The sequence below is a fragment of the Teretinema zuelzerae genome, assembly GCF_021021555.1.
GTDB lineage: Bacteria > Spirochaetota > Spirochaetia > Treponematales > Treponemataceae > Teretinema > Teretinema zuelzerae.
Genome location: NZ_JAINWA010000003.1, coordinates 524,531 through 547,476, shown reverse-complemented (window position 1 = coordinate 547,476; position 22,946 = coordinate 524,531). Strand labels below are relative to the sequence as shown.

Sequence of the window (22,946 nt, the reverse complement as noted above, 5' to 3'; positions counted from 1 at the left end):
ATTTCTGTTATAGTCGGCTCATGGCTAATCCAAAACTCTTCAGCGTCATCGACCACGGCGTCGCCGAATACGACATGATAGAAGACGGCGACCGCATCCTGATCGGCGCGTCCGGCGGAAAGGATTCCACCGCCCTCGTAGAATACTTCGGCTCCCGCTTGCTGCGCCTCGCGCGCCACGGCGGGCCGCGCTTTTCCGTTGAGGCTGTCCACGTCGCGACGGAGATAGGCTCGCCCCTCGCTCCCGAGCTCGTCGAGCGTTTTCGCGCGTGGGGCGTTCCTCTACATACGATAGACGTGTCGGTATTGGGCCGGCTCAAGCCCGGCAGAAAGATGAACTGCTGGTGGTGCGCGACCCAGCGACGCACCGAACTCAATGAATACGCGATCCGCGAAGGCTTCAACAAGATCGCCCTCGGCCATCATCTTGACGACATTCTGGAAACCCTGCTCATGAACGCCCTGCAGAAGGGCGAGCTGTCCACGATGCCGCCCCGTCTGAAATACGAAAAATATCCGGTCACGGTGATCCGGCCGCTATGCTTCGCGGACATCCCCATGATCGTCCGCCACGCGACGGAATCGGGCTACATTTCCAGCACCTGCACCTGCGAGTATCAGGATAACTCCGGCCGGAAATCCGCCCGCGGCAAGCTCGACGCTCTCACCGGCGGCAGCTACGCCGAAAAAACCCGCCTCTTCGAAGCCCTCCGCAACGTAAAACCCGCCTACCTGCCGTAATCGGTCCGTTCACTCGTCCAGCAGTTCTTCGGCTTCCTCGAGCTCCTCGCTGCGGTGCTGGAATTCGAGCAAGGATGCTTCGAGGCTCGCGTAGGCGAGGGGGACGACGACTCCGATGAACCAGCTTCTCTGGAGCTGGATGCGTTTCTGGGTTTCGAAATTCTCGATGAACTGCTCCCTCAGGGTCGCCGTGTACTGGCCGTAGCTGATGAAGTCCGGGAAATCCTGCGATTCCGGCTTTTTCTGCACGAAGTCCAGATAGCGGTCCATGTAGGAGAAAATCTTGAAAAGGCTCAGCTCGCTCTTGGGCTTGGTGCTTTTATTCAGCTTGGAGAAGATGAGGTCGATGATCTCCTTTTTGCGGAATACCACGCCCTGGGCCGCGAGCATGCGTTCGAGCTCGTCGATGATGAAATGGTTCGCCCGGTAGTAGCGGAAGAACTCGACGATTTCTGCCACTCCCTTTTCTCCGTGATTGAGAAGGGCCATGGTTTGGCGGCTCAGGGATTCCGGCAATCCGGGGTACACCTGGACGCTGTAGGTCCGGTAGATCGCCCCGTGCTTTTCGTGGATGACCACTTCGCGAAATTTGAACAGTTCATCCCGCTCGATGTCGCGGTAGACGCTGTGCATCCGTTCGGCTTCCTTGCGGAAATGGATCCAGTAGTCCTCGGTGATGCCGTTTTCTTCCAGTATCTGATAAAACTCGTCCGATATCCGCAAGCCGCCGATCGGCGCGGTGCTTTCCATCCGTTTCGCGTTGATGACCGGCATTCCGATCACGTCCCACTGCTTGGCGCCCTCGGGGCCGAAGTTTCCGATCGTCACCTCGCCAATGTTCGCGCCGATTCGGATGCGGATCTGGAAAAACGCAAACAGGGTCGACGATATATCGTCCTTGCACCTGAGCTGGGTGATGATCTTGAAGGCTTCGTCGAGGCATTGCTTCGCCTCGGGAGTCGCGTACTGTTCGAGGAAGTCGTCGTGGGCCTGGTTGAACAGGATGCACACCCGCTGCATTTCGACGCAGGTGTAGAAGAGCTCCCTCGCGACGATGGCGATGCGCTCTTTTCTGTCCTTGTCCCAGAGCTTTTTGTCCAGGATGTCGTCGAACTGGAACATCATGGAATCTCCCTCGATCTTGTTGAGGAAGCCGCCGTGGCGGACCAGGACGATCTGGAACGCGGTGTAGAGTCCGTTGAGAAGGATCTGGTTTTCCTTGGGGCTGAGATAGCGGGAAAGGCGGGTGTAATCGGCGATGTCGATGAAGCCGACTCCTACCTGGGTTTCCTGAGAGGAAGCGGGTATGTCTCCTATGTCGTATATCGCCTTTACCAGATGGCGCGGAAGATAGAATTCCTCGATTTTTTTTATGAGTTCAGGATCGATGACTTTTTCAGCTGCGTCGCTTTTTAGATTTTCCATATCATTACAGTATAGGACGTTTAAAACCGGGAAACAAGGTCATTTTTGCCTGCCGTATTCCGCGATGAATCCGCATTTCATGTCCCGAAGGTTTTCAGTCAGCGATACCTTGTAGACATGGGGATTGAGTATCCTGAGATAGGTAGGGTCGATGCGGTCGAACTGAGCTCCGGCCCAGGCCCGGATCTCCGCAAGCGGGGCGGGAGCGCGGAGCCGTTTGCCTGCGCGCATCGCCGGCTGGAGAAGCGCTTCCGCGCTCGCCGGGGCGAAGGTAAAGCTCTGCCCCTGATTCGTCGGGTGGAAGTATCGCATTTCGCGGCCGGTTTTAATCTCTTCGCCTTCGAGCGCGAGGATGTCCGCTTCCATGCTGCCGTCCTCGTTGTAGAGCCGCCATACCTGTTTGACTCCCGGATTCGTCGCCTTCTCCGGATTTTCCGACAGCTTCATGACCGGCTCCAGTCGTCCGTCGGCTCCCGTCTTCGCCGAAAGCTTATAGACTCCGGTAAGGGACGATTCGCTTCCGCCGGTCACCATGTGGGTGCCGACTCCCCAGAAATCGATCGGAGAGCCGTTCAATACCAGAGACTCGACGATTTCTTCGGTCAGCTCGTTGGATACGGTAATGGTCGCCTTCGTCAGTCCCGCCTCGTCGAGGGCCTTTCTGACCGCGACGCTCAAATACTGGATGTCGCCGGAATCGAGGCGCACCCCGAAGTTTTTTCCCTTCCCGGCAAGCTTTTTTCCCGCGTCGATCGCGGCTTCTATCCCCGAACCGAGGGTGTCGTAGGTGTCGCTGAGGAAGACGGACTTGTCCGGATACTGCTCGGCATAGGCGTTGAAGGCTGTTTTCTCGTCGGGGTGGCTCATCACCCAGGCGTGAGCCATGGTGCCCATAACGGGAATGCCCCAGGTTTTCCCGGCGAGCGTATTGCTCGTTCCCGCGGCCCCTCCGATGTACGCCGCGCGGCTTGCGCTCATGGCTCCGTCGAAGCCTTGAGCCCTCCTCAGCCCGAATTCCATCAGCGAGCCCCGGCGCGACGCGAGCCAGATCCGCGCGGTCTTGGTCGCGATCAGCGTCTGGAAATTGACGATGTTCAACAGCAGCCCCTCGATGACGGAGGCCTCGATCGCGTTGGCGTGGACGCGCACGAGCGGTTCGTTCGGGAAGGCGAGCGAGCCTTCCTTCATCGCGAGCACGTCTCCGGTAAAGCGGAAACCGGAGAGGTAGTCGAGAAATCCCCGCTCGAAGATCCCGAGGCTGGAAAGGTACTCGATGTCGTCCGTCCCGAAACGCAGGTTTTCCAGCGTGTCCAGAAGCGGATCGAGTCCGGCGAATACGGAGAACCCGCCGCCGAAGGGAGGGCGGCGAAAAAACATGTCGAAGACCGTTTGCGTGTTCAAGCCCTTTTTCCAGTATCCCTGGGCCATCGTCAGTTCATAAAAATCGGTAAAAAGAGGATTCGCGTTCATTCCGGTTCTCCCTGTTCTATCCGCGATCCGGTGCCGGTCTTGACGATTTCCACCCGGGCGGGGATGCGCGTGCGCAATTCGGATACATGGGAAATGATGCCGACCATGCGGCTTCCCCTGATTTCGTCCAATATGGTCACCGCCCGCTCAAGGCTCGACTCGTCGAGGGAGCCGAAGCCTTCATCGATGAAGATGGCGTCGAGCTGGATTCCGCCCGAGCGGCTCTGGATCGAGTCCGCGAGTCCGAGCGCCAAACTGATGGACGCCATGAAGGTTTCTCCGCCTGAAAGCGTTGCCGAAGGGCGGACCTTTCCCGTCCACGCGTCGACGATCTCCAGTTCAAGGCCCGAAAGGGCGTTTCCCCTGCGGTAGGAGCCGTTCAGCTGGATGCGGTAGCGGCCTTCGCTCATTCGCTCGAGCCTGAGGTTCGCGTATGCGGTGATTTCTTCGAGATACATTCCCAGAATCCACGCGTCGAAGCTCACGCGCGCCGGATTGTTGCCGGAAAGATCGTCGGAAAGGGATTGCAGGCGGCCCGCGGTGAGCGAGCGTTCCGCGCGTTCGGCTTCCAGAACCGACCTGCGCCGTTCGAGGTTTTCGAGGGCGGCCAGGGCGGCGGTGTTTTTTTCTAATTCCCGGTCGGCCTCCCGCATCGCCTGTTCCGTTTCTCCAAGGGCGGCGAGAGCCTCCGCCTCGGACGGACCCTTCCACAGCGAGTGCTCGGTTTTCAGCCGCTCGAGGCTGCCGTCGAGGGAGTGCCTCTTTTCGTTCCACGCGGCGATTTCGCGATCCGCCTGTTCTTCTTCTTCGTGCGACAACAGGGCGTTTCGCACGGCTTCGCCGTCCGGAAAACCGGCTGCAGCCGCCGCGGAGGCAAAGTCCGTTTCCAGCCGCTTAATTTCCGGAAGGGATTCTTCCATCGCCTTTTTAAGGGCTTCACGGGTGGCTTCGAGGCTTGTTTTCCGTTTTCCCGCGTTCTCGAGCCGTTCCCGGCGGGACGAAATTTCCTGTTCTATTTCCAGCATCCGCGAGGCGCATTGCTCGAAGGCTTCGCCGGCGTCGGTTCCTTCTTCAAGCCCGGCTTCTTTCCAGCGTCCGCGAGCCGCCTCGAGGGCGGCCTTCGCTTCCGCGGCGCGGGCGTTAATGTCTGTTTTACGGGCGCCGATCCGCTCCGCTTCCCGTTGGGCGGCCTCTCTTTTTTGCCTGAGGGCTTCGCTTTCTCTCCAGGCTGTACGCGCCTTTCCCGCGCGCTCGGCGGCCGCGTTCGCCCGGGTAACGGCGTCGGCAAGCAGTTTCGCGGCTTCTTCCGGGGCGGGAAGGGCTGCGCAGGACGCGTTTCCGGGAAGCAGTTCGCCGAGCCGCTCGCGGGCGGCCTTCATTCCAGCCTCACGCGCGGCGGTTTCCCGTTGCAGTTCCGTCAGTTTTTTCCGGAGCGCTTCGAGTCTCCGCTCTCCGGCGGCGATCCGCTCGGCCCAGGGAATCGCGGCGGCCTTTTTCGCGGCGGGAGCAGGGTGCTCGAGCGAGCCGCACACGGGGCAGGGCATCCCGGGAGCGAGGTTTTCCGCCAGCTGTTCCGCCGCGCTCTCCCTCTCTGCGCGTCTTGCTCCCTCTCTGAGATCGTCGAGTTCCGCGCGGGCGATTTCCGCGTCGCGCTGGGCAGTTTCCAGCTCGGCGAGCACCTTCTCATAGGCCGCCTGATGCGCGCTTGCGGCCTTCCGCTCGCGTTCGCAGTCCTCCGCGAGCGCGTTCGCTCGTCTCGTTTCTTCGAGGGCGTCGCGCGCGTCCTGGAGTTCCTGCGCGTACCGGTCGAGGTTCCCCGCGTCTTTTTCTAATAGCGCGAGTTTTTCCGTTATGTCATCGAGAACGGTCTTTTGGACCTCTTCGTCTTTTTTCGCCTGTGCGAGCGCCGCCTTCATTTCGGAGAGGGATGCTCCCGACTCTTCTATTTTTTCCGCGATATCGATCGCGATGCGCAGGCGTTCCTTTCTGAGCGCGAGCTCTTCTCGCTCGGCGGCGAGCCGGGCGGTTTCCGCTTCCCTGCCTTCGAGGCCGGAAAGGATCTCGGCAGTTTTGATCAATTCTTTTTCTGTTTCCGCGATCTCCCGCTCCCGCTCAGCTCCCTTCTTTTTTTCGCCGTCCAGGCGGTCTGCCGTCTCAGCGAGCGGCCGGGCTTTCCGCGACGAGCGGACGCGCGCGGCCAGACCGTCGAGCAGGTCCTTGCGCGAATCGAGGAGTTTTTTCTCTTCTTCGAGCTCCCCGATGCGGCGCTTCCGCTCCGAAGCCGCGCGGGCCTCCGCTACCGTTTCCGAACGCAAGGCGTACTGTCTGCGCAAAGCGTCGCGCGCGATCCGCAGCGACGCCAGGGCTTCTGCGGCCTGTTCCTTCGACCGGCCCTCCGGGAGCGCGTCTTCCTCCTTCCGGAGCGAAGCGAGGTTTTGCTCCGTTTCTTTCAGGGCGGCCGCCGCGTCCCGCGCGCGCGAACGGGCGATCTCGATCACGCGGGCGTACGAGTCCACCGGGAAGAGCTTTGAAAGCACCTCCTTGCGCTCCGCCGAGTTTTGCCTGAGAAAGCGCGCGAACTCGCCCTGGGGCAAGAGCACTATCCGGGAAAATTCCTCCGCCGAAAGGCCGATGAGCGAAAGAATCGATTTGTCCGTGTCGCTTTTATTCGTCGAAGTCCGGCTCATCCATCCGCCGTCCCTCCATTCGTCGAGCGCGGCTTCTTCCGGAACCGCCTGAATTTTGCCGGACCTCACCCCGATTTTTTCGTTCGGGGGAATACGAGTGATGCGGTATTTTTTTCCGCTCAGGGAGAAAATCAGTTCGACCGAGCTTTCCTCGCCGTCGAGGGCGAAGTGGCTCCGCATCGATCTCGGATTTCCGCTCCGGGCTCCGGGAACGTCTCCGTAAAAGGCGTAGGAAAGCGCGTCGAAGAGCGTCGTTTTGCCCGCCCCCGTTTTGCCGAATATCAGGAAGATGTCTCCGAGAACCGAAAAATCGATGCGATGGGTTCCCTGAAAGGGCCCGATGTTGACGAGGGTAAGCTGTTCAGGCCTCATCGGAAGCCTCCTTTAAAAGGGTTCGAAATAGACCGCTTTTTTGCTGGTCCGCTTCCCCTCTGAGCATGATTTGAAAAGCGTCGAAGTCGGCCGCCGGGTCCCGTTTCGCTTCGGCCGCCGCCGGTTCCGCCCTTCCTGCGTCACCGTCTCCGTTCGATCCCTGCGCACCGGAGGCGCACTGTCCCTGCCGGATGCTCAAAAGCCAGGGGAACTTCGGACGGAGGAGGTTCATCGGGTTCGCCACCATTCCCTCGTCCGTCAATGTGATTTCAAGGTAATCGGCCGCGTGCCGGTCGTGCGTCGTCTTTGAATAGAAATCCTCGAAGGCTCCGGAAAGACGCACCACGGCCCGATCGGGCTTTACGGGAATCTGCGTAACCGTGGCCGGAAAACCCGGCGCGGCGCAGTCGATTTCCACCTTCAGGAAGGCCTTCCTGTCTCCGGCCTCGTCGAAGGAGTAGGCGAGCGGCGAGCCCGCGTAGTACATCCGCTCGGCGGCCTTCTGCGGGCGGTGGAGGTGCCCCAGCGCGACGTAGCTGAAATCCCTGAAGAGTTCCGGAGATACCCGCTCCGCGGTTCCCAGAAACGCCCGCTCGGAATCGGATTGGAGTCCTCCCTGCGTATACAGGTGGGCGACCAGGACCGTCGGGACTTGTTTCATTTCAGGCGTGGACAGGACGCGCGAAAAACGGCGGGAGGCTTCGGCGGCAAGCTCCCCCTGGCTCATCAACGCCTGATGTTCATCGTTACCGGCGCCGCTGTCGCTCCGTGTCCGGCTTGCATCGTCGTCCTTCGATCCAAAGTCGAATTCCCCGGCTTTCGGTTCCGTCGCGGCATGCGCGATTCTTGTTGTTTGCTGTGCGTCGGCGGCTTCGCCGTTTTCTTCTTTGAGCTTTTCAGGCGAGAGGGTTCCCGCCGCGAGAAAGGGGAGCAGAAATAGAGCTGTACGCTCGCCGGTTTTTCCGGTTATAATAAGAGGGTGGAAGGATTGTTCGGGGTCGCTTACGACATGGATGTTCCGGGTTTTCAGGATGGTGTCCGCGAAGCCGAGCCTTTGAGCGGAATCATGGTTTCCGGGGATAAAGCATACCGCCAGATCCGGAAAGCGCGTCCGCAGATTTCCCAGAAACGAGCTGAACAGTTCGACGGCGTCCGCGCCCGGAATCGTCCGGTCGTAAATGTCTCCCGCGATCAGCAGGGCGGCGTAGTCGTCCCGGGCCAGTTCCGCGATGAGCTGCTCGAGCATGCTTTTTTGATCGTCGATCAGCGGAGTTTCATGTAGGGTCTTTCCCAGATGCAGGTCGCCGGTATGGAGCAGTTTCATACCGACACTGTAAAAACAAAGCAGCTTTCTGTAAAGGGTTGGCGTATGAGAACCGGTTTTAAGATAACGCTCTTTTCTGTTTCGCTTATTTTTCTTCTGTGCTGTACGGCAGGGGCATTTCTTCTCGTCGTGTCTCCGGCTAACCGCATCCAGCGCTCGCACGATGTTCTCGTCGCGCTCGACGGCTCCCTTTCGGATTTTCAGACCGAGCTCTACCGCTCGGTTTCGGCCCCCGCTCCAAGCCGCCGGGAAGCCCTCGCGGCCTCCTTGCAATCCGTGCAGGATTCCGCCTCCCGCCTCGCTTCTCCCGGCGATCTTCTCGCCTTCGGCAACGAAGCACTTATAGCCGAACTGTCCTCGTCCGCCGATTTGGCAGACCTTCTGTCGCGCTCCTCGCGCGTGCTTCCCGGCTACGAGGATCTTTCGGGCGATCCGTCCGACCAGGGCCTTCGCGCGTCCTGGTACCTGTCCGCGGACGCCCTTTCGTCGCGCATCGATTCGTTCCGCGGCCTTCTCGCAGACGCGCTTGCGGCCTTGAACGAACGCATACTCGATTACCGGATTCTCTCCTTCATGGTGTCCGCCGGAATCATCGTCTCGACCTGGCTGCTGGGTTTGTTCGCCGTATGGCTTCTCTCCCGCTCGGTCTCCCGGGCGACCAGGCAGGTAACCTCCCTGCTTGAATGCATGTCCAACGGCGACTTCAGCTCCTGCGCCGTCGAGCTGTCGGAGAAGCCGGGAAACGACGCCGTCTCGCGCATGGGAGACTTCGTCAAATCGGTGCATCGCCTTGTTTCCTCGGTAAAGGCCGAGGCCTCGCGCACGCTTGAAACAAGCACGAATCTCTCGTCGTCCCTGGACAACACTTCCTCGACCTTCGAGGTGGTGGACGGTTTCATCGAAAGCATCCGAAACGAAGTCATCACCCTCGAGGAGCAGGTGAAGATCGTGAAAACCGGCCTCGACCGGGTAACCACCGGGCTCAACAGTCTGGACGCCGGCATCATGAACCAGAAGGAAGTAGTGGAAGGCTCGATGTCCTCGGTGGACGGCATGATCGGCGTGATCAGCGACATGGCGGAGGATCTTCATCGGGACGAAAAGGTCATACAGGATCTTGTACGCTCATCCGACCAGGGCCAGCAGCTGTTCTCGTCGACCTACCAGAAAATCACCCTCATCAGCGAGAGCATTTCGCGCATAAACGGCATGGCCTCCGTCATCGAGAACATCGCCGAGCAGACGAACATGCTCGCGCTCAACGCGGCCATCGAAGCCGCCCACGCCGGAGACCAGGGCAAGGGCTTCGCAGTAGTCGCCGAGGAAATCACCAAGCTCGCCGAGGCAAGCTCGGAAAGCTCCCGCGAAATCGGCAGTTCAATAGAAGAAATAGTAGACAACATCACGCAGATGGCCTCTTCGAGCGGCGACCTGGAACAGGCCTTCGAAGACATCGCGTCGCATATCGGCATCGTGTACAGCACCATTAAAAACTTCGCCGACGCCCTCGTCAGTTCGGATCGCGACAGCAAGCAGGTGCGCGACACCATGAAAACGCTGGGCGAGGTGTCGCAGAACGTGACGAAAAACGCCGGCAGCATGTCCGAAGGCGCCGGGGCAATCGCCCATTCGATGCGCGAACTCGACATGATTTCCAGCCGCGTATTCGACGGCGTTACCGCGTTGTCCCTCATGCTCGACGGTTTGAAGGACGTAATGGGCGAATTCAAGCAGCAGGCCGAATCGATGAAGGATTCGGGAGCCGCCATGAACGAAACGCTTTCTCAGTTGAAGTAAGAACGGTTTCTATGCTATTCTGTCCGGCATGAAACTCGAACCAACCCTGAATAATCTTTCCGATGTATTTCCGGCGGACTTTTCCGAGGCTGAAAAAGCCCAGGCAAAAACCCTGTTCCTGAAGCGGCTATCCCTGCTGGCTCACCGTTTTTACGGCGGGAAGATGCAAACCGTTCCCAAATGCGGGCTTTCAGGATTCAACTGGTTCAACGTCTGGTACACCCCCGGAGTTTCCGCCGTCTCTACGGCGATCCGCGACGACAACGACGAATCCTTCACTCTTTCGAACCGCGGCAACCTCGTCGCGGTCGTCAGCAACTCGACCCGCGTGCTCGGCGACGGCGACTGCACTCCGCCCGGCGGACTCGGCGTTATGGAAGGCAAGGCGATGCTGATGAAATACCTCGGCGGCGTCGATTCCATCGCGCTCTGCGTCGATTCGAAGGTGCGTGCAGACGAAGCCGAAAAAAAGGGCATGAAGGCGGGCTCCCAGGATCCCGATAAAATCATCGAATTCGTGCGCATGCTCCAGCCGTCGGTCGGAGCGGTCAATCTCGAGGACATCAGCCAGCCGGATTGCTTCAAGGTGCTCGACGAGCTCCGCGAAGTCTGCGACATTCCCGTGTGGCACGACGACGCTCAGGGAACCGCCTGCATCACGCTCGCCGGCCTTTTAAACGCCCTCAAGCTCGCGGGTAAAACCCTCTCCCAGGCGAAAATCGTCCTCCTCGGAGCGGGAGCCTCCAACACTACCATCGCCCGCCTCATCCTCGCGGACGGCGGGGACCCCGCTAAAATGATTATCTGCGACTCCCGCGGACCGCTCCATGCCGGCCGCGTCGACGTAGAAAAAGACACGCGCTACTACCGGAAGTGGGAACTCTGCCTCTCCACCAACCCCGCTCGCGTTTCTTCGATAGAAGAAGCGGTGAAGGGCGCCGACGTGCTCATCGCGCTTTCAACTCCCGGACCGGGAACCGTGCGCAAGGAGTGGGTCGCTTCGATGGCCGAGAAATCCATCGTGTTCGCCTGCGCGAATCCAGTTCCGGAAATTTGGCCGCACGAGGCCAAGGAAGCGGGCGCATTCATCGTCGCCACCGGCCGCGGGGACTTCCCGAACCAGGTGAACAACTCGGTGTGCTTCCCCGGAATCCTCAAAGGGGCGCTGCTGGTTCGCAGCCGCAAAATCACCGATTCAATGGCAATCGCCTGCGCGCATTCGATCGCCGATTATTCGGAGAAAAAGGGCATAGACACAGAGCATATCGTAGTGACCATGGAGGACACGGAAGTGTTCGCCGTGGAAGCGGCCGACGTCGCCATGAAGGCGATCGAAGAGGGCGTCGCACGCGTAACGATGAGCTGGGACGAGGTGCACGACCGCGCCCGCGCCGATATCGACGCCGCCCGCTCGGTGAGCCGCATGCTCGAAAACTCCGGCGCCGTTCCCCAGGTTCCGCAGGATCTTCTGGACGAGGCTCTCGAGTACGCTCTTTCCGCGGCCCGTTCGGCCCGGGCTTTGAAGTAAGAAGCGGACCGAGTTTTTTATGATGCGTGAGACAAGGGGGTCCGCGATCGGATCCCTCGTCCTCTGCGCGGCTCTCTGGAGCACCGCGGGGATTTTAATAAAACTCGTCCAATGGGACGCGTTCGCGATAGCCGGCGGACGGAGCCTGTTCGGCTTCGTCACCATGCTCATTTTGCTGAAGCGCCCGAAATTCACGTTTTCCGCGAACCAGATCCTCGCCGCTTTTTCGTACAGCGCCACCATGATCCTCTTCGTTACGGCGAACAAGCTGACGACTTCCGCGAACGCGGTGCTGCTGCAGTATGTGGAACCGGTGTACATCATCCTGCTCGGCCTCTGGCTGCTGCCCGACGAAAAAGTTACCCGCTTCGACTGGTTCGCCGTAGCCGCGGTGCTCGGCGGCATGGTGCTCTTCTTTTTCGACGATCTCGCTCCCGGTTCCGCCCTCGGCAACGCGCTCGCGATCGCGTCGGGAGTAACCTTCGCCATGACGGCGGTTTTCATGCGCCGCCAGCAAAACGAACGGCCCGCCGATTCATTCATGCTGGCGCATCTGATCACCTTCGCGGTGTCGCTTCCGTTCATGATCCGTTCCGGCCCTCCCGACGGCGCCGGACTGCTCGGCCTCGCCCTGCTCGGCGTTTTTCAGATGGGAATTCCCTCCATTTTGTACTCGCGCGGAATATGCGGCGTATCGGCCGTTTCCTGCTCCCTGATCACCATGATCGAACCGGTTATGAACCCGGTGTGGGTGGCCCTGTTCTGGGGCGAATTGCCGGGTACCCGCGCGGTTGCCGGCGGCGCGATCATTCTGGGCGCCATCGCGGCCCGGACGGTTCTCAAAGCGCGCAGAATATAATACAGTAGGACAATTATTTTGGAGGACTATAGAAATGGCAATTCAAAGAACCTTTGCCATGCTGAAGCCGGGCGTGCTTCAGCGCAGGATCGTGGGCGAAGTGCTCGCGCGTTTCGAGCGGAAGGGCTTGAAGATCGTAGGAATGAAGATTCTTACCATTCCGCCCCTTCTCGCCGCGACTCATTACGCCGAGCACAAGGGAAAGAGCTTTTACGACGGTTTGATTCAGTACATCATTTCCGGTCCGGTCGTCGCTATGGTGATCGAAGGCGACGAAGCGGTCCAGCTGGTGCGTAAAATATGCGGGCCGACCGCCGTCTGCGAATCGCTTCCGGGAACCATCCGGGGGGATTTTTGTTTGCATACGAACTTGAATATCATCCATTCCTCAGACTCTCCCGAGAGCGCGGAACGCGAATTGAAGCTGTTCTTCCAGCCGAATGAAATCGTCTCCTGGGATGACGGAAACGCGGCGTGGTATTGACCGCGCTGTTTTGAACTAGAGAAGGAGTCATGAAATGAGCCAAAAAATCGGAATTATCGGCGCGGGCGCCTGGGGTACCGCCATGGGCATCTCCCTGGCGAAAAAGGGCCAGGAAGTTGAATTGTGGGCTCTTGAAGCCGACGTCGTCGAGTCTATCAATACTGTTCACGAAAACAAGAAATTCCTCCCCGGATTTATCGCTCCGGAAAATCTGACGGCCTCCGCCGACATCAAGAAAGTCGCCTCCGGGAAGGACTTTCTCATCCTGGCGAGCCCGTCGCTCTATCTCGCGAGAACCATGAAAGGGCTGTTGGATGTTCCGAACATCGCGGACGGCTCTACCTGCATCGGCATCCTCACCAAGGGCTTCATTCCCTCGGAGGGATCTCCCAAGCTCATTCTCGAAACGCTCGAGGGCGTCCTCCCCGAATCCTACAAGAAGAATCTGGTGTACATCGCCGGTCCGAGCCACGCCGAGGAAGTCGCGATGGGCAAGGTTACCGGCCTCGTCGCCGCCTGCGAAAATCCCCGCAATTCGATCCGCTTTCGAGAGGCGCTCCGCTCGAAGGGCCTCCTGGTGTATTCCAGCTTCGACGTCATCGGCGTGCAGATCTGCGCCGCCGCGAAAAACGTGGTCGCGGTGGCCTTCGGCTGTCTGGACGCGATCGCGGAAAAGTCCGACGTTTTCGGCGACAACACCGAGTCCCTCCTTTTAGCTGCCGGCCTGAACGAAATTCAGATCATCGGCCGGGCGATGGGCGCGACCCATCCTGAAACCTTTACTTCCATTTCGGGTGTCGGCGACCTCGACGTTACCTGCCGCAGCAAATACGGAAGAAACCGCCGATTCGGGCACGACATCATCCAGAAAAACATTCTCGACAAGTTCTCCGATCTCGACGATCTTATCGCCCGCATTTCAGAAATCGGCTACCTCCCGGAAGGAGCGGTCGCCTGCAAATACGTGCATCAGATCGCGCAGGAGCGGAACCTCCGCCTCCCGATCTGCAACGGCCTGTTCCGTATTTTGAACAAGGAAATGCAGCCTGCCCAGTTCATCCAGGAAATTCTCGACGGAATGGAGATTTAATCGATGCTCGAAAAAGTCACCACCGCGTTCAGCGATATTTTCAGAAAGATCGGCGGCAAGGCTTCCATCACGGAAAAAAATATCGAGGACGCGGTTGAAGAAATAAAAATGGCTCTTCTCGACGCGGACGTAAATCTCCGCGTCGTGCGCCGGTTCGTCAACGCGACCATCGAAGAAGCCAAGGGCGAAAAGGTTCTGCGCGCCGTCGATCCGGGCCAGCAGTTCGTTAAAATCGTCCACGACCGCATGGTCGCCCTCCTGGGAGATTCGAAAACCGATCTCCGTCTGAAGGGTCCGGACACCCAATCCGTCATCCTCTTTCTGGGCCTCCAGGGCTCCGGAAAGACAACCAGCGCCGCGAAGCTCGCCGCCCGCCTTTTAAAAGAGGGCAGGAAGCCCCTGCTCGCCGCGTGCGACCTGGTCCGCCCCGCCGCCGTCGAACAGCTTTCGATACTCGGAGAGAAGATCGGCGTCGCCGTCTACCGCGAGGACACGAAGGACGCGGTGAAGGTCGCGAAGAACGCTCTCGCCTTCGCAAAGAAGAACGGCCACGACGTTCTGATCGTCGATACCGCCGGCCGCCTCCAGATCGACGAAGCGATGATGGACGAGATCGGCCGCATCAAGAAAGCGGTTGATCCTGTGGAAACCCTTCTGGTCGCGGACTCCATGACCGGCCAGAACGCCGTCGAAATCGCGAAATCCTTCGACGAACAGGTGGGGCTCTCCGGCGTCATCCTGACCAAATTCGATTCAGACGCCCGGGGCGGCGCCGCCTTGTCGCTTAAAACCATCACCGGCAAGCCCATCCTTTTCGTCGGCGTCGGCGAAAAAACCGAGGACCTCGAACCCTTTTATCCCGAGCGCATCGCGAGCCGCATCCTCGGCATGGGCGACATCGTCAGCCTGGTCGAAAAAGCCCAGGAGACGATGGACCTCGAGGAAGCCGCCCGTCTTCAAAAGAAGATGGCGAGCGAGAATTTCACCCTGCAGGACATGCTCGACCAGTTCGAGCAGATGGGCAAGATGGGTTCGATCCAGTCTATGCTCGATATGCTTCCCGGCATGGCCGGCCAGATCAGCGAAGCCGACATCAACACGCAGGCGATGAAGGCCCAGAAAGCGATCATCCAGTCCATGACGAAAAAAGAACGCAACAATCACCTGATCATCGGGCCTTCCCGGCGTAAACGCATCGCCAAGGGCTCGGGAACCTCGGTCGCGGAAGTGAATAAATTGTTGAAGCAGTTCGAAAAGACCCGCCTTACCATGCGAAAGTTCGCCAAGAACAAGGGCCTCGCGCAGAAGCTCATGAATCAGATGGGCGGAATGGGCGGTTTTCCGGGCATGGGCAGCCGGTAAGCAGTTTGCCGGGACGATCGGCTGTTCGGCAGCCGATCGCAGAAAACGCGATCCGGTCCGTTCGTTACTCTCCCGGTTCGTCGGCTCCGGAGGGAAAATCCCCCAGGAGTTCGAGCCGGGTGAATACCGCCTCGAGGGCGTCCGACTGGAGAGTGTAGCGGAAAAACCTTCCGTCCACCGTTCCGCTTTCCCTGCTCTCTTCCAGAATATACGGTCTGTTGTCCCGACCCTCTGTCCAGTACACCAGAGAAATGATCCCGTTCCGGATTTCAAGCGCATTGAATCCGTTTTTGCTCGTCGCGCTTCCCGAATTGAACAGGCACGGCAGGAGGAATGGTCCGTCGCCGTACAGGCTCTGCGTTTTCCTCTTTTTTTCCTTCACGCGGGCAAGCTCCTCCATCTCCCTTCGGTACAGGAGAATCTGCCGTTCGAGTTCTTCTTTTTTCTCTTCCGGCGCGTTCACATACACGCTCAAGAGGTTTTCAAGCAGGAGCTTCAGGTGGTCGAATTTCGACATCGACTCGAACAGCGGCCGGTGCGTGTGTCCCGCTATCGCCACGATTCCCGAGTCAAGCGCCGCCCGGTAGATGCGTTTCTCGGTTCTGAAGCGCCGGCGCGAATCGCGCGAAACGGTGATGTTTCTGATGTGCAGAGGGCGCAGGAACCAGCGTATAAGGAAGCGAGAGAGAAAGTCGAAGGCCACATAGAGGTTCGACGCCTGATGGCCGTGGAAGGCGAAGATTTTACGGCTGCCGAACTTGAATACCAGTCCTTCATATAATTTCCATGGGTAGTTTCTTTCGACCAACAGCTCGTAGTCGTGGTTTCCGACAATTTTTCGCAGATTTCCCCGTTTCGCGAACTCACCGAATATCTCGAGGAGGTCCTTCCAGGCGCTTCGTATAGAGTGGAGCGGGAATTTGTTGCTGTCCTCGATGTCTCCGTTCAAAACCAGTATGTAGTTCTGTTCCAGGTACCACTTCGCGAGCGAGTTTTCCATCAGGGCCCGGTGGCGGACCAGGTCGTCGCGGGAGCCGCCGTTCCCCATGTGAAGGTCGCTGAGAAAGACGTAGGATCGCGCCGGATCAAGTTCTTCTTCCGGGCACTCGGACAAGAATTTGCGGAAAAACTGATGAAACTCTGAATACTTCATGCTCCAGAGTATAGCGCACCCGGGCTCCCGAGGGCTTCTTTCCTTCAAAAAAACGGCTGGTTCAGCGCATCAGCTTCAACCGCTCTTCGGCCGTTCTGAAAAGCGCTTCCGTTTCCTGTTCGCCCTTCCGTCCATGGCGTCCGGCCGCGCGGCTCAAGAGCCGATACACTTCGTGGGCCGTTCCCTTGCGGACAAGGGAAAAATCTTCTGCCGCTTCGAGGTCTTCGGGCAGAAGCACATGGGTGGCGCGGAGCATGAGTTCCTGGAAATGCACCCAGGCCGCGGCGATTTTTTGAGAGTATTCTTTTTGAGATGCGGGGGAATATTGAAGATAGGCGTGCTCGGAAAGCATCCTGACGATCTGGGAAACTTCGCCTTCGAATTGACGTTTATTCATGGTTCCATCCGTACCTTGAGTATAGGCGAATCCATGAACGCGCGCATGAATGCGCCGTCCGGGCGGAAGGTTCGGCTCCGATCAAATAGTATTCTTGAAGGTCCTGATGTAGTCTGCCCGGTCGAGCAGCCCGCTCATGTAGAGGCTCGAGCGGTTCCGTCCTTCTGACTTCGATACGTAGAGGGCCTTGTCCGCGTCCCCGATGAGCATGAGCGATCCGGTGTCGCCCGCAGGCTCTATCAGCCTCGCGCCGATGCTGATGGTAACCGAAAGAACCTGGCCGTCCACATGGATGCGCAGGGCTTCCACGGCTGTCCTGATGCGCTCCGCCGCGGTCATGAGGCCTTCGGTGGTGCATTCGGAGATCAGCACGGAGAACTCTTCTCCGCCGAAGCGGGCTACGCAGTCTTCTGCCCGGGTCGTTTGCTTGAGAACTTTCGCCATCCGCATGAGAACGACGTCGCCGGTTACATGGCCCCAGGTGTCGTTGAATTTCTTGAAATGATCCACGTCCATCATCAGAATGCCGGCGGTTCGTTTATGGCGCTGGCACAGGGCGACGGTTTCATCGAGATGGCGCACAAAGTAATCATGGGTGAACAGGCCGGTTTTCGGATCGGTTATCGAGCTTTCGTAATGAAGCCCGTTCTGCATTGAAACCGAAAGGAAGCGGAACATGCGATCGAGATATTTCATCTCGAGCTCCGTCCACGAGTCTCCCACGACCTTTTTTCCCAGGATGACGATGCCCCAGACTCCGCCGATGCCGGCCATCGGGTAAATCTGATCGGGGCCGAGGGAGCGGATATCGTCTCCGAAGAGGTCCTGCCCCAATTCCTCCGCGATTTCAGCGAAGGTAGCCGGCGCCGGGTTCCTCGTGAAGCGTTCCTTCATGAGATTGTAGTACAGGGGATCTATCATATCCTCGCTTTCTTTCAGATTGCGGTAGCAGTATTGCCTCAGCTTTTCGCCCCGGGGAGGATGGACCAGAAAGGCCAGAAACTGGGGTATGAAGTGGTCGAGCAGGCGGCCGATGACGAACGAAAGCATGGAGTTTACGTCGGTGTAGGAAACCATGAGCGCCGCGTCGGTGATGATGCGGTCGAGCTCTCTGTTCTCCCTGCGGAGTTCCCCGAGGGTGTCTATCGCTCCGGCCTGTTCGAGGCGGTTGAATTGAGCAAGAATATCTGATGAGCCGGTCATACACAGATTGTACGGTTTTTCCTCGCTCTTGTCACTTTTTTTCTGTCGGTATCATATACTTGAGATATGAAAGATCGTGTCGACGACCGTAACGGCCGCATAAGCGCAGTATTTCTCTTCCCTCATCCTCCGGTGATCCTGCGGGAGATCGGCAACGGCCGGGAAGAAGCGGCCCGGGCGACCATCGACGCATGCCGCAAGGCGGCGGGCATTGCGGCATCTCTTGATACTGAAACGATCGTCATTATTTCCCCGCACGCTCCCCGGTTTTCCGACTGGATTTTCGCCTACGACAACAGGATCCTTTCGGGCACCTTCGAGCGCTTCGGCGCTCCCGCGCTCGCTCTTTCGGCGTTTCAGGACACCGAGTATCTTCGCGAGTGCGTCGGGGAATTCCGGTCGCTCGGCATCGCCTCCGGCTGGCCCGGGCAGGAATTGATGGACCGGATAGACGGAGGGGCGTCTCTCGATCACGGAGTTCTGGTTCCGCTGTACTGGCTCAGGAAGGCCTGCCCCTCGGCCGCCCTTGTCGCGATCGCTCCGGCCTTCGGCACGCCCCGGCAGGTTTGGAAGGCCGGAAGCGCTCTCGCGGCCGCCGCCCGTTCGGCCGGAAGGCGGGTATGCGTCATAGCGAGCGGCGATCTTTCGCACAAGGTTTCCGCGGAAAGCCCGTACGGCATGGCAGCCGAAGGCGAGCAATTCGACCGGCTCGTAACCGGCGCCTTCGAGTCGGGCGACTTTTCCCGGCTTCTTGATCTCCCCTCGTCTTTCCGGGAAGCGGCGGCCGAATGCGGGCTTGATTCCCTTCTCACGGCTCTCGGAGCCCTCTATGCCGACAACGGACTTTCGCCCTCCGATTCGCTCCCTCAAGGCCTGCGCTCGACGCTGTCATCCTACGAAGCGCCCTTCGGCATCGGCTATGCCGTAGCCGGGATTTGCCTGTCTTCAGCAAGCTGTTCGGATCCTGTCCGCATTGCCCGGACGACCATAGAATCCTTTGTGCGCACGGGGAATTGCCCCGACCCCTCGGCCTTTCTGAAACTTGAGAAGAGAGAATTTCCGGCGCGGGCCGGCTGCTTCGTGTCGCTGAAAAAAGACGGAGCCCTGCGCGGCTGCATCGGCACTATTTCGCCCGTACGCGAGACCCTTCAATCCGAAATAATGCGAAACGCGGTCTCCGCGTGCTCGGAGGATCCCCGCTTCGATCCAGTGCGGCCGGAAGAGCTTGCCGAGCTGGAAATCAGCGTAGATATTCTGTCCGAACCCGAAAAAATCGCTTCGCGTTCTCAGCTCGATCCGTCCCGCTACGGAGTAATCGTGTCTTCAGGCTATAAACGCGGTCTTCTGCTCCCCGATCTCGAAGGAGTCGACACAGTCGAGGAACAGCTGGCGATCGCGTGCCGGAAGGCGGGAATCGGGCCGGACGAGCACTTCGATATGGAGCGCTTCACCGTTGAGAGGCATCGCTGATGAACGGCGACAGCGCGCATCGATCCTGCTCCTGGCAGGAAACCCTTCCGGACGGTACCGTGGAATGCTCTCTGTGTCCGCGCCGCTGCAGGATTCCTCCCGGTTCGGCCGGGTTCTGCGGCGTGCGCTTCAACCGGTCGGGGGATTTGGAGCCGCTCGGCTACGGCCGCGTATCGGCGCTCGCCCTCGATCCTATAGAAAAGAAGCCGTTGGCCCGGTTCTACCCGGGATCGAAAATACTTTCGGCAGGCTCGTGGGGATGCAATCTTGAGTGCCGTTTTTGCCAGAATCACGCGATTTCGCGGGATTGGATAGAGGCTCAGGAAGATGAAGGATTCGCTGCTCCGATCATTCCCGGGTCGACGAGGCTCAGTCCCGGCGATCTAGTTTCCGAGGCTCTCGCGCTTCAATCCCGGGGAAACATCGGGCTTGCCTTCACGTATAACGAGCCGGTCGTCAATTTCGAATATGTCAGGGATTCGGCGGTGTTAGCCCGCGAAAAGGGGCTTCAGGTTGTTCTCGTGACGAACGGCTACATAAATCCGGAGCCGCTTGCCGAAATTCTTCCCCTGGTAGACGCGATGAATATCGATCTCAAGGCTTTTTCCGATTCGTTTTATCGGTTTATATGCCGGGGAGCGCTGTCTCCGGTGAAAAAGACCATCGAAGCGGTCGCCCGTTCGTCTCCGCGCTGCCATCTGGAGCTGACGACCCTGGTTATCCCCGGACACAACTCGGATCCCGAGGAGATACGCGCGCTTTCGGCCTGGGTCGCCTCTCTCGGGAGCGGCATACCTCTCCATCTCAACCGCCATCATCCGGATTGGAAGATGGCCGCTCCGGGAAGCATAGAGGCTCCAGCTCTGATGGCTCTCGCGGACATTGCCCGCGAGAACCTGCGCTACGTATACTGCGGAAACATCTAGGACGAGCGTTTTTTCATCATTTCATTATAGATTTTCTCGGTGATCGGGTAAGCGGAAAGAATGAGGATCGCTCCGATGAATACCGCCGCGGGAACCGGGCCGAGGATCAGCCGTATCGCGAAGATGGCCTTCGGTCCGAGCGTTGTTTCGGCGGCGTAGCCGCTCAGCCCGAGAATAAGGCCGGAAGCTCCGATGGAAATAGCCTGGCCGCATTTAGAAAGAAAGGTCCACATTCCGTAGTACGAACCCTCTTTCCGGCTTCCGGTATTGACCGCGTCCCATTCGATCGCGTCCGGCACCATGGCCCAGGGCGCGACGTAGGTGAGCCCGAGCCCGACTCCCGCGAGTCCCATCATGGCGATGAAGAAATTCATGCCGAGAATGTGGCCGGCGAAAAAGAGGATCATGCAGGTAGCCGCGAGCGCGGCAAGGCCGATCTGGTAGGTAAGCTTTTTACCGATGCGCTTCGAGACCGGTACCGAAACCGGGATGAAAAACATGGCAATCACCAGCAGTATCACCATCGCCGCGGTCGTCCTGGATTCCGCCAGGTACACGTACTTGAAGTAATACACCAGAATTCCCTGCAGGAAGTTGATCGCGATGATGTTGCAGGCGTAAGCGAGGATGAGAACGACGAAGGCCTTGTTCCTGAATACTTCCAGGTAGGTTTTCAGAAAACCCTGAGCCGGAATTTCGCGCGTTTCGTGCGACGGCTCTTTTACCGAAAAGAAGGTGACGAGGGCGGTCGCGAGCATGATGAAACCCATCACGGCTCCCGCGGCAGAGAACCCCGAAGCCTTGTCCGGCAGCGCGTTTACTATCGGCAGCACGATGGCCGCGCCGAGTATCGTTCCGACGACCGCGAAGCCGAAGCGGAAGCCGTTGAGGCTGGTGCGCTCGTGGTAATCGTCGGTCAGTTCGGGGGTAAGGGCGGAGTAGGGGATGTTCACCAGGGTGTAGGCTGTGTTCAGGAGGCAGAGGGCGAAGGTGGCCCAGACGGTGAGCTCCGTCGCGCCGGAGACGCCGGGCTTGGTGAAAAAGTACCACATGGACAGGGCCATCGGTATCGAACCGAAGAGTATCCACGGCCGCCGTCTTCCCATTTTGCTTTTAGTGCGGTCGGAAAGAAAGCCGACGAGCGGGTCGGTAACGGCGTCCCAGAATTTTCCGATCATGATGGCGAAGCCCGCGGCGGCGGCCGGAAGGGCGACCGTGTCGGTCAGGTAATTCAGGGCCCAGAAGCCCATCGCGGTAAAAAAGAGGTTTCCCCCCAGATCCGCGATGCCGAAACCGGCCTTTACTCGCAATGATAATTTAGCCGAACTCATGCAGGTACTCCTTTATGCATTTTTCATACTCTTCTTTTATTCTATCGGTCACGGCCTGAAGCGCCGCTTTTTTATCCCTTGCGTAGAGTTCTGCCCAGTCGTTGATGCGGATGGGCTCTCCCGGAACGATGACCGGAGTTCTCATGGCCCGAGGCGCCCGGTTGCGGAGGGTTCCGCCCTTGATCCGCTCGAGGTAGTCCCGGAAGTTGTCAGCGGTCTCCCACAGGTCTTCGAGCGGCGCCTCCGGGCTTACTCCGGAAAGCGGCACGTATTCAAGGAGTTCGGCGAGCTCCATGTGCCGCATGGCGAACCATGCTTCGCCGCAGGTTCGCCTCGCCAGTTCCCTTTGAAGGCCGTCCATTCCGTCCAGGTCTTCGCGGAATATGCCGTCCCATGCCTTCGCCCGTATGCGGTACAGCCTCGCCATCGCGCGCTCGCCCTGCGGACTTTCGATTCTCAGAATATGCTCAGCCTGAGCGAGCGCCGCGTCCCTGAGATCCTTCTGCTCGGCGCCTTCCGGCAGAGGCGCCGTCTTGCCGTACCATGAGCGAAGCCTTGTTTCGATCGCGCTTCCCAGGCCGCTCAGCCGTTCTGCGAGCGAAGCTGGTTCGCGATCCCGGCTTCGGCACGGGAGGCCGCAGATTTTCTCCATTTCGGCGATATAGCGCGACAGAATTTTCCTGCTGGAATCGGCGTAGCGGTAGTGCGTCGATACCGGAAGAATGCATACCTCTTCCGTTCTTCCCTGCTTTTCCAAATCCTCCATAGCCCAGAAGCCGAACCGCGCGGTTCCTGTTTCCAGTTCGAGCACCCGTTTGCTCGCGTAAGTCACATGGCCCTCGGGTGCGAGCGCGATCGGAAAGTCGGCTCCGCTGATCATCTTGCGAATGCGGGTCATGCCCTTGGAGTCCATGTGGACGTGCCCCACGGGCACGGCTCCCGCCCGCGGAAGCAGCCAGCGTACGAAGGGCCCCGACCAGAGCGGAACCTCCGACCCGTAAATAAAATGCGCGTGCGTCAGGCGCGGCAGTCGGGCGCGGTTTTTCCGCCCGAGCTTCGGAAGAACATGGTGGATAGTGTATACCATCATCTGCGGATCATCACCGTAGGCGTGGCGAAATCCGAGTATGAGCCGCGTTTTTTTATCGGAAAAGTCTTTCCATGCGGAAAGGAGGCGTTCGGGATGGAGTATTTCCGGTTCGTTGAATTTCAGCGAACGCGCGTAGGGGGTGACTATGTTTCTGAAAAAGGATATTACCGGCAGGTTGAGATGGGTCTCCGGCAGATCAAGGGTTGCAAACGGGTCAATCTGTGGTGTGTACATAGAA

18 protein-coding genes are annotated in these 22,946 nt (G+C 59.0%); 9 read left to right on the top strand and 9 right to left on the bottom strand.

Going from position 1 to position 22,946, the window contains the following annotated elements; translation table 11 throughout:
• The first annotated feature begins 20 nt into the window (after positions 1-20).
• Positions 21-740: a tRNA 2-thiocytidine biosynthesis TtcA family protein gene (locus tag K7J14_RS09760; RefSeq protein ID WP_230755710.1), complete on the top strand. Its 720-nt coding sequence runs from the start codon at positions 21-23 to the stop codon at positions 738-740.
• Positions 741-749: 9 nt separating this feature from the next.
• Here K7J14_RS09760 and K7J14_RS09755 read toward each other — a convergent pair whose 3' ends face one another.
• From K7J14_RS09755 to K7J14_RS09740, 4 genes are read right to left on the bottom strand one after another with little or no spacing between them, the layout of a single operon-like run.
• Positions 750-2,165 (bottom strand): adenylate/guanylate cyclase domain-containing protein, encoded by a 1,416-nt coding sequence (locus K7J14_RS09755; RefSeq protein ID WP_230755707.1) that lies wholly within the window; start codon positions 2,163-2,165, stop codon positions 750-752.
• A gap of 39 nt (positions 2,166-2,204) precedes the next feature.
• The gene (locus tag K7J14_RS09750) at positions 2,205-3,635 is read right to left on the bottom strand and encodes a nicotinate phosphoribosyltransferase (RefSeq protein ID WP_230755705.1); all 1,431 of its coding nucleotides are present in this window, start codon (positions 3,633-3,635) and stop codon (positions 2,205-2,207) included.
• A complete protein-coding gene (locus tag K7J14_RS09745; RefSeq protein ID WP_230755703.1) occupies positions 3,632-6,694 on the bottom strand; it encodes an AAA family ATPase in 3,063 nt (1,020 codons plus the stop codon). Before K7J14_RS09745 ends, K7J14_RS09750 begins: the two co-directional genes overlap by 4 nt.
• Entirely contained in the window at positions 6,684-8,018 is a 1,335-nt protein-coding gene (locus K7J14_RS09740) for an exonuclease SbcCD subunit D (protein ID WP_230755701.1), read from the bottom strand. The genes K7J14_RS09745 and K7J14_RS09740 overlap by 11 nt, the downstream gene beginning before the upstream one ends.
• Before the next feature lie 45 nt (positions 8,019-8,063).
• On the opposite strand from K7J14_RS09740, the gene K7J14_RS09735 reads away from it, so the two are divergent.
• From K7J14_RS09735 to ffh, 6 genes are read left to right on the top strand one after another with little or no spacing between them, the layout of a single operon-like run.
• On the top strand, positions 8,064-9,815 hold the full coding sequence (locus tag K7J14_RS09735; RefSeq protein ID WP_230755699.1) for a methyl-accepting chemotaxis protein: 1,752 nt from the start codon (positions 8,064-8,066) through the stop codon (positions 9,813-9,815).
• A 28-nt stretch (positions 9,816-9,843) separates the two neighbouring features.
• A complete protein-coding gene (locus tag K7J14_RS09730) occupies positions 9,844-11,343 on the top strand; it encodes an NAD(P)-dependent malic enzyme (RefSeq protein WP_230755698.1) in 1,500 nt (499 codons plus the stop codon).
• 19 nt (positions 11,344-11,362) lie between these two features.
• Positions 11,363-12,202, top strand: coding sequence for a DMT family transporter (locus tag K7J14_RS09725; RefSeq protein WP_230755697.1), 840 nt, complete (start codon positions 11,363-11,365; stop codon positions 12,200-12,202).
• A 40-nt stretch (positions 12,203-12,242) separates the two neighbouring features.
• The gene (gene ndk / locus K7J14_RS09720; RefSeq protein ID WP_230758842.1) at positions 12,243-12,686 is read left to right on the top strand and encodes a nucleoside-diphosphate kinase; all 444 of its coding nucleotides are present in this window, start codon (positions 12,243-12,245) and stop codon (positions 12,684-12,686) included.
• A gap of 34 nt (positions 12,687-12,720) precedes the next feature.
• Complete coding sequence (locus tag K7J14_RS09715; RefSeq protein ID WP_230755696.1) at positions 12,721-13,776, top strand: NAD(P)H-dependent glycerol-3-phosphate dehydrogenase; 1,056 nt, start codon at positions 12,721-12,723, stop codon at positions 13,774-13,776.
• A 3-nt stretch (positions 13,777-13,779) separates the two neighbouring features.
• Entirely contained in the window at positions 13,780-15,138 is a 1,359-nt protein-coding gene (gene ffh / locus K7J14_RS09710) for a signal recognition particle protein (protein WP_230755695.1), read from the top strand.
• Positions 15,139-15,202: 64 nt separating this feature from the next.
• Here the strand turns inward: ffh and K7J14_RS09705 are convergent, their stop codons facing one another.
• The 3 genes from K7J14_RS09705 to K7J14_RS09695 all read right to left on the bottom strand — a co-directional run bounded on the left by K7J14_RS09705 (position 15,203) and on the right by K7J14_RS09695 (position 17,891).
• Positions 15,203-16,291, bottom strand: coding sequence for a metallophosphoesterase (locus tag K7J14_RS09705; RefSeq protein ID WP_230755694.1), 1,089 nt, complete (start codon positions 16,289-16,291; stop codon positions 15,203-15,205).
• Positions 16,292-16,352: 61 nt separating this feature from the next.
• Positions 16,353-16,688 (bottom strand): hypothetical protein, encoded by a 336-nt coding sequence (locus K7J14_RS09700; RefSeq protein ID WP_230755693.1) that lies wholly within the window; start codon positions 16,686-16,688, stop codon positions 16,353-16,355.
• 81 nt (positions 16,689-16,769) lie between these two features.
• On the bottom strand, positions 16,770-17,891 hold the full coding sequence (locus K7J14_RS09695) for a GGDEF domain-containing protein (protein WP_230755691.1): 1,122 nt from the start codon (positions 17,889-17,891) through the stop codon (positions 16,770-16,772).
• A gap of 66 nt (positions 17,892-17,957) precedes the next feature.
• On the opposite strand from K7J14_RS09695, the gene amrA reads away from it, so the two are divergent.
• Together amrA and amrS are read left to right on the top strand one after the other, a co-directional pair.
• Positions 17,958-19,361 carry an AmmeMemoRadiSam system protein A gene (gene amrA / locus K7J14_RS09690; RefSeq protein WP_230755689.1) on the top strand — a complete coding sequence of 468 codons (1,404 nt, stop codon included), beginning with the start codon at positions 17,958-17,960 and terminating at the stop codon, positions 19,359-19,361.
• The gene (amrS, locus tag K7J14_RS09685) at positions 19,361-20,287 is read left to right on the top strand and encodes an AmmeMemoRadiSam system radical SAM enzyme (RefSeq protein WP_230755687.1); all 927 of its coding nucleotides are present in this window, start codon (positions 19,361-19,363) and stop codon (positions 20,285-20,287) included. Before amrA ends, amrS begins: the two co-directional genes overlap by 1 nt.
• On the opposite strand, the gene K7J14_RS09680 is transcribed toward amrS, so the two are convergent.
• Positions 20,284-21,618 carry an MFS transporter gene (locus tag K7J14_RS09680; RefSeq protein WP_230755685.1) on the bottom strand — a complete coding sequence of 445 codons (1,335 nt, stop codon included), beginning with the start codon at positions 21,616-21,618 and terminating at the stop codon, positions 20,284-20,286. The genes amrS and K7J14_RS09680 overlap by 4 nt on opposite strands.
• On the bottom strand, positions 21,605-22,942 hold the full coding sequence (locus K7J14_RS09675; RefSeq protein ID WP_230755683.1) for a lysophospholipid acyltransferase family protein: 1,338 nt from the start codon (positions 22,940-22,942) through the stop codon (positions 21,605-21,607). Before K7J14_RS09675 ends, K7J14_RS09680 begins: the two co-directional genes overlap by 14 nt.
• Positions 22,943-22,946 lie beyond the last annotated feature (4 nt).